General features: G+C 40.8%; 7 protein-coding genes. All 7 read left to right on the plus strand.

The window, feature by feature from the left end; all coding sequences use genetic code 11:
* The first annotated feature begins 215 nt into the window (after positions 1-215).
* The 7 genes from I8752_RS35355 (at position 216) to I8752_RS35385 (ending at position 12044) form a co-directional block, all read left to right on the plus strand.
* Entirely contained in the window at positions 216-3458 is a 3243-nt protein-coding gene (locus tag I8752_RS35355) for a two-partner secretion domain-containing protein (RefSeq protein WP_214436802.1), read from the plus strand.
* Between the two features lie 49 nt (positions 3459-3507).
* Positions 3508-6102 carry a CHAT domain-containing protein gene (locus I8752_RS35360; RefSeq protein WP_214436803.1) on the plus strand — a complete coding sequence of 865 codons (2595 nt, stop codon included), beginning with the start codon at positions 3508-3510 and terminating at the stop codon, positions 6100-6102.
* Positions 6103-6316: 214 nt separating this feature from the next.
* The gene (locus tag I8752_RS35365; protein WP_214436804.1) at positions 6317-6952 is read left to right on the plus strand and encodes a sigma-70 family RNA polymerase sigma factor; all 636 of its coding nucleotides are present in this window, start codon (positions 6317-6319) and stop codon (positions 6950-6952) included.
* Between the two features lie 27 nt (positions 6953-6979).
* Entirely contained in the window at positions 6980-7939 is a 960-nt protein-coding gene (locus tag I8752_RS35370) for a DUF1822 family protein (RefSeq protein WP_214436805.1), read from the plus strand.
* A gap of 22 nt (positions 7940-7961) precedes the next feature.
* Positions 7962-10301 (plus strand): CHASE2 domain-containing protein, encoded by a 2340-nt coding sequence (locus tag I8752_RS35375; RefSeq protein ID WP_214436806.1) that lies wholly within the window; start codon positions 7962-7964, stop codon positions 10299-10301.
* A gap of 13 nt (positions 10302-10314) precedes the next feature.
* Entirely contained in the window at positions 10315-11076 is a 762-nt protein-coding gene (locus I8752_RS35380) for a DUF928 domain-containing protein (protein WP_214436807.1), read from the plus strand.
* 194 nt (positions 11077-11270) lie between these two features.
* On the plus strand, positions 11271-12044 hold the full coding sequence (locus I8752_RS35385) for a hypothetical protein (RefSeq protein WP_214436808.1): 774 nt from the start codon (positions 11271-11273) through the stop codon (positions 12042-12044).
* The last annotated feature ends 97 nt before the right edge of the window (positions 12045-12141 follow it).

The raw sequence follows: 12141 nt of genomic DNA on the forward strand, positions 1-12141 counted from the left end.
GTAGCTACTTGGAAAGTGTAGCAATTAGTTGTAGTGTTTGTAGGGTAAATGCGATCGCTCCACCGAAACAGAGCAATAAACATGCTTTCAGCACACTATTCGGGCAATACCTGCACGTAAATATTAGTAAAAATTTCTTGCCAATTTAACTATTGGATACTCATGAATCCTAAATGCTCGTAGTTGATAAAACTACTGCCAATCGAGAGGGAAAAATGTCTAGAACAACTAGATACAGGCAACGTTGGGAATGGAAATTAGGAATAGCAATTTGGTTGGCGATGAATGGAGCGATCGCTTCCTCTATTAATTGTGCTTCTGCTCAAATTACTCCCGATGGCACTCTCCCCAACAAGACTAGTGTTACAGCGATTGACGACATCAGTATTATTGAAGGCGGAACCCAAGCAGGAAAAAACTTGTTCCACAGTTTTGAGCAGTTTTCTGTCCTCTCTAGGCATACAGCTTACTTCAACAATGCTCTTGATATTCAAAACATTATTAGTCGGGTAACAGGTAAATCAGTCTCAAATATTGATGGTTTAATTGGCGCTAATGGCAATGCCAACTTATTTCTCATCAATCCCAATGGAATTATATTTGGCCCCAATGCAGCCCTGAATATTGGCGGCTTGTTTCTAGCAAGTACGGCCAGTAGTCTGAATTTTAGCGATAACACAAAGTTTAGTGCAATTACTCCTCAAAACACACCACTGCTGACTGTCAGTGTACCAACTGGTTTGCAATATGGCGAAGCAGCAAAAGGCATACTTATACAACAGGGGTTTTTAGCACTAGATAAAAGCTTGGCATTAATCGGCGGCGATGTGGACTTGGATGGTGCTTTCTTAGCTACAAAAGGTAGTCTCAATTTGGGAGGAATCGCCGCAGCAGGAACAGTAGGATTGAATGTAAATGGTAACAATCTGCGCTTGAATTTTCCCAATGATGTAGCACGGGCAAATATATCACTGATAAATAAAGCTACGGTGGCTACCTTTGCTAACAAAGGAGGTAGTGATATTCAAGTGTGGGGCAGAAACATCAAGCTACAGAATGGTTCCCAAATTGCAACTTTAACTCAAGGGGCAGAATCAGGAGGCAACTTAAGTGTGAATGCTTCGGAGTCAGTTGCAGTAATTGGCACTTCAGACGATGGTCAATTAAGTAGTCGCTTGTTTACTACTGCTACTGAAGGCACAACAGGGAATGCAGGAGATTTAACAATTAATACCCGACAATTACTGATTCAAGATAGGGCACAGGTCAGTACTGGTACATTAAGTAGTAGCCAAGGCGGAAATTTGACGATAAATACTAGTGAATTGCTGCTTAAGGATGGAGCACAGGTTACTGCTGGTACATTTGGTGACGGTAAGGGAGGAAATTTAAGCGTTACTGCCAACAAAGTTCAATTGATTGGTATTTACGCTAATAGTCAGGATGTCAGCGGTTTGTTTACTACCATTCAAGGCGCAGGCAATGGCGGAAACTTAACGATTAATACAGGTGAGTTGCTGGTTCGGGATGGGGCGCAAGTCAATACTGCTACATTTAGTAGTGGCAAGGGTGGGAGTTTGACTATTACCGCCGATAAAGTACAACTGATTGGGATTTCCCCTGATAGTCAGTTCGCAAGCGGCTTGTTTGCCAGTGCTGCCAAAGATACAACTGGGAATGCGGGAGACTTGACCATTCATACAGGTGAGTTACTGATTCAGGGTGGAGCAAAGGTAGATACCAGTACATCTGGTGCTGGTAAGGGTGGAGATTTGACTATCACCGCTGACAAAGTACAACTGATTGGTCGCTCTGCTAATCAAGAGTTTATTAGCAACTTGAAAGCTGAAGCAAACCCAGAAGCAACTGGAAAAGCCGGAAATTTAACGATTAACACTGGTGAGTTGCTGATTCAGGATGGAGCAGATGTCACAGCTGGTACATTTGGTGCTGGCAAAGGTGGAGATTTAACTATCACCGCTGACAAAGTGCTTTTGTTTAATGAATCTGCTGATAGTCTGTATAGTAGCTTGACTGTTCAAGCTGACCGAGGCGCAACCGCAGATGCAGGAAACTTGACAATTAACACAGGTGAGTTGCTGGTTCGGGATGGGGCACAAGTAACTGCTAATACATATGGTACTGGTAAGGGAGGGAATTTGAGCATCACTGCTAGCAAAGTACAACTGATTGGTAGCTCCTCCAATGGTCAGTTTGCTAGCGGCTTGTCTGTTAGTACCGAGCGCAGCGCAACCGGAGACGCGGGAGAGTTGAGGATTAACACTGGTGAGTTGCTAATTCAGGATGGAGCACAGGCAAGTGCTGGCACATTTAGTGTTGGCAAGGGAGGAAATCTTACCGTCATAGCTGATAAAGTACAACTAATTGGTCGCTCCACCAATGATCGTCCCAGTAGCTTGGCAGTTCAAGCTAACAGAGGCTCATCCGGAAATGCGGGAGAGTTGACGATTAACACAGGTGAATTACTGATTCAAGATGGAGCACAAGTCAGTGCTGCCACATTAAGTAGTGGTAATGGAGGTAATTTGACTGTTACCGCCGACAAAATACAACTGATTGGTAGTGCCAATAACCAATATTTAACTGGTTTGTTTGCTATTGCTGGGCAAAGTGCAACTGGAAATGCAGGAGATTTGACCATCAATACTGGTGAATTACTGATTCAGGATGGCGCAGAAGCCACAGTTAATAGCTTTGGAAAAGGTGTAGCAGGCAGCCTTGGCATCACTGCTAATTCTTTGCTACTCAACAACGGTAAGATTACAGCACAAACTTTTTCTGGCAATGGCGGCAACCTGAAGCTGAACCTTGCAGACTTCTTGCTCATGCGCCGTAGCAGTGAAATCTCCACTACTGCGGGTACAGCACAGCAGGGTGGAGATGGAGGTAATATTGCGATCAACGCTCCTAATGGCTTTATCATTGCTGTCCCTAGTGAAAATAATGATATCACCGCCAATGCCTACATAGGCAAAGGTGGTACAGTCAAAATCAATGCTTTTGGTATCTATGGCATTCAATTTCGAGACAAAGAAAACCCACAGACAAGTGATATTACTGCCAGTTCTGATTTTGGTTTGAACGGCACTGTAGAACTTAATACACCTGATATTGACCCTGATAGTGGCTTAGTTGAGTTGCCAATCATCCCAGTTGATACTGAATTAGCACAAGGTTGTACTGCCGGGGGAACTGTAGCTAAGAGCGAATTTAATATTATTGGTCGCGGCGGCTTGCCCCCTAATCCAGGCGAAGCTCTCAACACTGATGCTGTACAGGTAGATTTGATAACTCTTAATTCAGAAGTTGCTCCAAAATCTCCGACAGCTAGCCCAACACAAAATTCTATTATAGAAGCTCAGAATTGGGTGATTGATGCTAAAGGCAATGTGACTCTCACTGCAAACGCTCCCCACACTTCTAGTTGCCAGAGGTAAAAAATTTATCGTTGCAAATTGCACTGCCCATTTTGCCAAGGCTAAGAAGATGGTGAGAAAAAAATCGAGATTGCGTAAAATCAAACGCCTTATAAGTGTATTGCTGTTTTTGGCGATGTTTTTGGGCGTAGGGTTTTTATCGCCCACTTTCGCCTCTAAGACAACAGCAAATTTTATTGTTCAAAGCTTACCGGATGCCCAAAACTTGGTAGAACAAGGAAGAAAAAATTATGAAGCGGAACGCTTTGCCCAAGCGGCTACTTTTTGGCAACAAGCTATCTCTGCATTCCAAGCCAAGGGAGATACACTAGAACAAGCTATGACTTGGGGTAATTTATCATTAGCTTATCAACAACTAGGACGTTGGGCTGAGGCAGAAGATGCAATTCGTAATGCGATCGCTTCGCTTCAAGCTGAAAGTCTGAATTTGTTAGAGCAAAAAGATAACTCCCAAGTTTTGGCTCAAGTATTAGATATTAAAGGTCGCTTACTATTGGCTCAAGGCAAAGCTGAAGATGCCCTTAATACTTGGCAACAAGCAGCTAGTATCTATCAAAAAATAGATGATACAAACTCGATTCTTCGCAATCGCATCAACCAGGCACAAGCTTTACAAACGTTGGGATTTTATCGTCAAGCCCAGAAGACTTTAAAAGAAAGTATCCAGATTCTGCAAACGCAACCCAACTCACCTTTGAAAGTCACAGGGTTGCGTAGTCTCGGTAATGTGGTGCAAATTACAGGAGATTTAAAAACATCTCGGCAGATATTACAGCAAAGTCTAGAAATAGCTTCATCGTTGCCAGATAAGCAAGCAGTTGGTGATATTTTACTCAGTCTAGGCAACACAGCCCGCGCCCAGCAGGATATCCTAGCAGCGATCGCGTTTTACCAACAAGCTGCTAAAACTGCCACCTCAGCAACTACCCGCATTCAAGCTCAAGTTAATCAATTGAGGCTGCTACTGGAAACCAAGCAATTTCAAACTTTAACAGCGTTGTCGTCTCAAATCCAAACTCAACTGACTAACTTACCAGCTACCCGTACAGCTATTTTTGCTCGAATCAACTTTGCCCAAACTCTCACGCAATACAAAAAGGCGATCGCTACTGATACTCCTTCATGGTTGAATATTGCTCAATTACTGTCAGTTGCTATCGAGCAAGCAAAAAGCTTAGAAGATAAACGAACAGAATCTTATGCTATTGGTGTTTTGGGTGGAGTGTACGAACAAACCAAACAGTGGACTGATGCCCAAAACCTCACTCAGCAAGCCTTACTTATGGCTCAAGATATTGATGCTCAAGATATCGCCTATCGATGGCAATGGCAATTGGGACGTTTGCTGGAAGTGAAAGGAGATACTAAAGGAGCGATCGCAGCTTACACAGAAGCAGTAAACTATCTCCAAGCCTTACGTTACGACTTAGCAAGAGTTAATTCCCAAGTGAAGTTTTCCTTTCGGGATGAAGTCGAACCTGTATACCGGGAGCTAGTACAATTGCTTTTGCAACCGCAAGGAAATTCTCAACTCAATCCCAAAAATATTGAAAAAGCAAGCGAAACAATAGAGTTGCTGCAAATAGCAGAACTTGACAATTTTTTCCGCAATACCTGTTTAAATGCTCGGATTCAAGCTAAAAAAATAGACCAAACAGCAGCAGTCATCTATCCATTTATTTTGCCAAACCGAGTAGAAGTTATAGTAAATTTGCCGCAAAATCGTTGGTTGCACTACAGTACAACTGTCAACGAACAAGAAGTACAAACTACTTTAAAACGACTCCAAGAAGATTTACCCAAGCCCCACACATTGCGACAGGTTCAATCTTTATCCCAAAAAGTCTATAACTGGTTGATTCAACCTGCTGAAGCTGTTTTAATTGAGCAAAAAATTCCTAATTTGGTATTTGTTCTAGATAGTTGGTTGCGGAATATTCCAATGGCGGCTCTCTATGACGGCAAACAATATCTAATTGAAAAGTATGCCATTGCACTTACCCCAGGACAAAATTTAATTGAACCCAAACCATTCCAGAAAGACTTAAAAATTATCGCCGCCGGATTGAGTGAATCGCGCTCCGGATTTTCTGCATTACCCAACGTCAAACTAGAATTAGAAGAAATTCATTCTGAGTTACCTAGCAGCATTCTTCTCAATCAAGAATTTACCAGCAAGGCTTTACAAAACCGGATTAATTCTCTACCTTTCCCTATAGTTCATCTTGCAACTCACGGTCAATTCAGTTCTAAAGCTGAAGAAACATTTATTCTTGCTTGGGACGATCGCATTTACGTCAAAGAATTAAGTAATTTAGTCAGAACTATAGAGCAAAACAAACCAGAAGCAATTGAATTACTAGTTTTAAGTGCTTGTCAAACCGCTGCTGGAGACACGCGAGCCGCATTAGGAATTGCTGGTGTCGCTTTTCAAGCGGGAGCACGCAGTACTATCGCTTCTCTATGGAATTTAGATGATGAGTCTACTGCGATATTGATGGGAAAATTTTACCAAGAACTGGCAAATCAAAAATTGACTAAAGCTGAAGCTCTTCGCAGCGCTCAATTAACTCTTTTACAGAGTCCAAAGTATAAACGTCCCAGGTTTTGGGCCCCTTACGTTCTGCTAGGTAATTGGCTGTAAATAGAAGGCAGGAGGCAGAAGGCAGAAGGCAGAAGGAAAAAGCCAGTTTGACAGGTCTCCCCAAGACCCCACTGCTTCACCTCCTACCACTCTTAAAACTAAATTGAAAAAGTATATTTTTGTAACATTTATCAATAGTCTGTGGAAAAGTTGCGCCTTTTAGCAGAGAGAAATAGGGATTCGCTACCAGGCGCGATGATATTCGAGGTCTTTTATGACTAACGACTCGTCGAGAAAACAGCTAGACGCACAACTTAAAGAATTAGCGCTTATTGCTCAACTACACTCAGGGTTAAGCAAAGAGCGACGCATGGCTTTAACACAATTAATCAATACAATTTGGCTGTCAGGTAAACTTTGCCGTCCCTATAGCGGTCAATTTCCGATGAATTATGAAGATATCTACGAAGAAGCAGTACAGAATTTGTTCTTTTATCTTTGTCAAGATAACAATATTAGTAAATACGACTCAGAACGCGGGGAATTTTTAACCTGGATAAATGTATTGTTAAGTAAACGTTTTTTTCCAGAAGCTATACCTAAAATTATTGGTAAGAAAAACGAAATATCTTTAGAAAAGTCTCATATCGAAAATCTTTCATTCACTGAATCTGTATCTTTATTTGACCAAATTATTCAATGTATAGAAGATGACCCTGAAGGAATTTTTATCAAAGAACACATCAAAAATCATCCAGAAGTAAATTTTCAAGCAATAGCGAAAAGAAGGTACTCTGGGGTTTCCTGGAAAAATATATCTCAAGAATGGGGGATTGGAATTACAACCTTAAATACTTTCTTTCAAAGATGTGTTAAAAAATTTGCTCCTTTATTACAAGAGTATTTATAGATTTTCTCCCAATTCATCAGGAAAAATATGAGTAATCAAACAGTTTTTTTAACCTTTTCAGGGATTATCCCTCCAGGCGCAAGAAAGTTAGCTGAAAGATTATCTAGTCAACAAGCTACACCACAAAAAGGCGAACAAGTTCGGTTAAATATCTTAGCTGTATCTTTTGTAAATTCATATTTGCAATATATGGGTTTTGAGACAGACTTAGAAGCAAGTGATTCTTGGAATCCAGTACAGCAGTTACTTATGGATGTAGCCGATCTATCATTAAAAAATTTAGGTTCTTTGGAATGCCGCCCCGTGTTAGAAGGGGAAGAGTTAGTCTATGTGCCACCCGAAGTACAATCCAACCGAATCGGCTATGTGGCTGTGCAGATTAGTAAATCATTCCGAGAAGCGAAATTGTTAGGATTTTTTAAAGAAGTATCAACTGATTTATTACCACTTATTCAATTGAGTTCGCTGGAAAATTTACTAGAATATTTAGAAGATTTAACTCAATTAAATACAGCGAAATTAGCTTTACAATCTCAAATAAGTAGCACGTTTACGAACTTGAAACAGTGGTTTGAAAATATTATTGATACTGGTTGGCAAGAAATTGAATTTCTTTTAGCTGACCAAGCTATTTATGCAGATAGTAATCTCAGAAATACTAGAAGCACGTTTATGAGCAGAGGTAAATTAGTTGCATTTGAGCAAGACAATTTTGAGAAAACAGTAGTTTTAGTTGTGACATTGACTCCAGAATCTGAGCAAGAAACGGACATTATCGTAGAAATACATCCCACAAAAGATGAAATTTATTTGCCTGCAAATCTGCAACTACAGATACTAGACTTTGAGGGAGCGTGCGTGATGGAAGCCCAAACAAGAAGTACCAATAAGAATATTCAATTACAGTTTAGCGGCGAAACAGGAGAACTTTTCAGCGTTAAACTAGTGCTGGGAGATACTAGCACTATAGAAAATTTTGCCATCTAAAACCAATGCAAGGGTTCTGCCAATGAGAAAGTTAGTAGTGCTGAAGTTAGATGGTAATTTAAATGCAGGAGTGCGAGTGACGCTGGAGATTGGAGAAGAAGGCACTCGACCCAGTACAGAAATTTCAGGACATTTGCCACCAAATCCAGACATAGCAACAGTAATTGACCAATGGCAGTCAACCTATAGCAGTCTGTGGAAATTTACCCGCATCAAAGCTAAAAAAATTGTTTACGATGGTTCAATTTCCCAACGACGGGAGGATTGTTACAACTTAACTCACCAGTTGCGATCGCATCTCAATAATTGGTTGCGCTCCGATTCTTTTCGTCCCGTGCGAGAAAAATGGCTCAAACACTTAATGCCAGAGGACGAAGTTAGAATATTGATTCGCACTGCTAGTTTGCAGCTAAATAAACTTCCTTGGCATTTATGGGATTTAGTAGACCGAGATTACCCAAACGCTGAAGTTGCTTTGAGCGTTCCCGAATCAGAGCAAATAATACCTGTATTGCAGACATATTCGGGTAAAAAGAAAATCAAAATTTTAGCAATTTTGGGCGATAGCGAAGGTATTGATATCGAGCAAGACCGTCAATTATTGGAAAAATTACCTGGTGCTGCGACAACTTTTTTAGTAGAACCTCAACTTCCAGACCTCAGCGACGAGTTATGGAAACAACCCTGGGATATATTGTTTTTCGCTGGTCATAGTAAAACCGAAGGCGACACTGGTCGCATCCATATTAACGCCACAGATAGCATCACAATTATCGACCTCAAGTATGCTTTAAAAAAAGCCGTTGCTCAAGGGTTGCAGTTAGCAATTTTCAACTCCTGTGATGGATTGGGATTGGCTAGAGAATTACAAGATTTGCAGATCCCGCAAATTATTGTCATGCGGGAACCAGTGCCAGATTTAGTAGCTCAAAAATTTTTGAAACATTTTCTAGAGGCTTTTTCTTCAGGAACGTCTATTTATGCCGCAGTTCGCACTGCTAGAGAAAGGCTTGCAGGACTAGAAAAGGAATATCCAGGTGCTACTTGGTTGCCAGTTATTTGCGAACATCCTGGTGTAGTGCCGATGAATTGGGCCAAGCCGCAACAGGCTTTTAATATTCTTCGCTTCCGGAATTTGCTAATTTTGAGCTTGTTGACTACCTTGGGCGTACTGGGGTTAAGATTTCAAGGAGGATTGCAGACATGGGAATTGCAAGCTTATGACCAATTTGTGCGATCGCGTCCTCAAGAGAAGCAAGATTCTCGGTTGTTAATTGTTACTGTCACTGAAGAAGATTTGCGACTACCAGAACAAAACCAAACAAGAGGGTCATTATCTGATTTGGCACTAGCTCGACTATTAGAAAAACTTGCACAATTAAAACCACGAACTATTGGCTTAGACATCTATCGCGATGAGTCATCTAAATTTAATCAAGCGGCTTTTGCCGAGCGAAAATTGTTTGCGATTTGCAAAGTTAAAGAACCCACAAAAGATCGTCCGGCAATTTCATCACCTTTAGGGATACCACCAGAACGCCAGGGATTTAGTGATATCGTTTTAGATGCCGATGGCCTTATGCGTCGTCATTTATTAGCAATGCAACCAGCAGAACCTACATCCTCTTGTACTGCACGTTATGCTTTGAATGCTCAACTGGCATTTCACTATCTAGAACAGGAAGGAATCTCTGCCAGCTATACCAAATCTGGAGATTTGCAAATAGGTAACGCTCTATTTCACCGACTGCGTTCACGAAGTGTCTCCTTTGGAGAATCGCATCAAAGCGGCTATCAACAAGCGGATACAGGCGGTTATCAAATATTGCTTAATTACCGTTCTTACCAAGGTTCGCCTTTAGAAATTGCGCCTAAAGTCACACTGACAGATGTACTGCGAGGAAAGGTAAATCCCGCTCAAGTCAAAGATCGAATCGTCCTGATTGGAACTACAGCTCAAAGCTTCCGCGATTATATTTCTACTCCTTACATAAATGAGGATGGTTCTCGCTTGGAAATACCAGGGGTAATTTTGCAAGCACAGATGGTCAGCCAACTTGTGAGTGCGGTGAAAGATAGACGACCTTTATTATTTATTTTGCCTGTTTGGGGCGAAGTGTTATGGATTTGGAGTTGGTCTTTGATTGGTGGTGTAATTGCTTGGCGCGATCGCTCAATAATACGTCTATTACTACTTGGTAGCAGTGTCGGGATTTTATACTTGCTTTGCTTAATTTTGTTTTGCTCTGGCGTTTGGGTTCCTTTTGTCCCGTCAGTATTAGTTTTAGTCGTCACTGGTGGTAGTAGTGTGATTTACTTCAGTTCGCAACAAAGTCAGCGACAACTGATTGCTTCAATTTGAGGTATAAAGAACGATGAAATTGTATTTAGTTAAAATTCAATTTTTCTTGGCCATAAGTTTGATATTTTTTAGCTATACACAAGTGCAGGCACAACTCAACCAATCATTAATATTTGCTGCACCACCCCCACCAACAGACATCGGCGAACCAGGTAAGCGAGCGGAAGCAGGTAGTCGCGGTTGCGAACAAGACATTAATCTACCCTTGGCTGCTGCTGCCAACCAGCTTACAGCCTTAGTGCCTGTTTATTCAAAGTCAGAATTAGTATTTGCGACGACGATCGCAGAATATCCTAGCTTTTGGTTCTATGTTCCTTACTCGTCCTCTTTCGCTGAGGGAGAGTTTGTCCTAGAAGATGACGCACAAAATCAGTTTATCTACAAAACTTCTTTACCAAGCACGCCAGGAATAATTAGCCTGACTTTACCAGCAAGCGCAAAACCGCTAGAAATAGGTAAACAATATCGCTGGTATTTTAATATCTACTGTAAAAGCGATCGCCAATTTCTTGCGAATGTTGAAGGGTACATAAAACGAGAACAATTAAATTCAACTTTAAATACTCAACTGAAAAAAGCAACATTAAGCCAACGCATAACTCTTTATGCTGCTAATGGTATTTGGCATGACGCGTTGAGCGCTGCTGAAGTCCTACGCCGCACCAATCCGCAAGATCCTTCTTGGGCAATATTGTTAAAAGCTGTTGGTTTAAATAATTTTGTAACTAAACCAAAAGTAGAGTGCTGCACCTTAGAACATCAGTTGTCACAATAAGGAAAAATTCTCGGCCAGCTCCGGTAGCAATTTCAGGATTCGGGACGTTTCCGACTCCTTAATTCTCCATTTCACGATATGGACTATGAAACAATAGTATTTGGGGTTGTCTTGCACTTACTCTCGACCGAATGATTTTACTGTTACTGCAATGTAGCAGCTTAATATCTTGTAAATAAGTTTCATCTGCCACTATGAAATTACATATTATCGAGCAAACGCCAAAGTTCTTGAAATTACAACTCAACCCACAGCCTATATTCTACTGGCTATTTGGCGGAATCTTGACAATCGGAGGCGTTTTTTTAATAGTTGCATTGGGCAAAGCTACTACTTTTAATTGTAGCCGAATTGAAGGTAAGCCAAACAGTTGCCAACTAATTACTAAAAATCTTTTTGGTACTCAAATTCAAAGCTGGCGTTTGCAAGAGATAATAAGAGCCAAACTAGACACTACCACTACTGATGTATGGGGTAGTTATCCTTTTGTCCTTCAGACTACTCATGGTTCAGTTTTGATAAATTTGCTAAATGCAGATAGTACTCAAAAAGAAAGCTTTGCCACACAAATCAATACATTTTTGCAAACTCCCCAAGAACAAAAACTCATGATTGGTGAAGATAGTCGTTTCTGGACTTATCCTCTGGGTTTATTGATGATTGCGGGTGGTGCTATTTGTATTATTTCTATCCTCAGACAAAGAAAAATTATTTGTATTGTTGATAAAACTGTTGGCAAGATAATTATTGAACGTCAATCTTTGTTAGGCAATAAGATTATAGAAGCAAAGCTTTCAGAAATTAGCTCGATTGAGCTGAGTTCATTTGAGTTGGATAGTGTATCGAGTTACAATGTTCGTTTTATTTTAGATAGTACTCGTTATATTGATTTAGCTACAGTCTCGATGTTTACTGCTCAAACTGCAAATCAAATCATTGAGACGATCGCCAGTTTTATTAATCTTTAAATTATATTTGAATCCCCAGATGGTGCAATTACCTTAAAAGCTTAGGATTGTATCCCAAGGGTGGTTGGGGCTATCTCTTCCCCTACACCCCACACCC

Origin of the sequence: Dendronalium phyllosphericum CENA369, assembly GCF_016056275.1 — a bacterium.
Taxonomy (GTDB): Bacteria; Cyanobacteriota; Cyanobacteriia; order Cyanobacteriales; family Nostocaceae; genus Dendronalium; species Dendronalium phyllosphericum.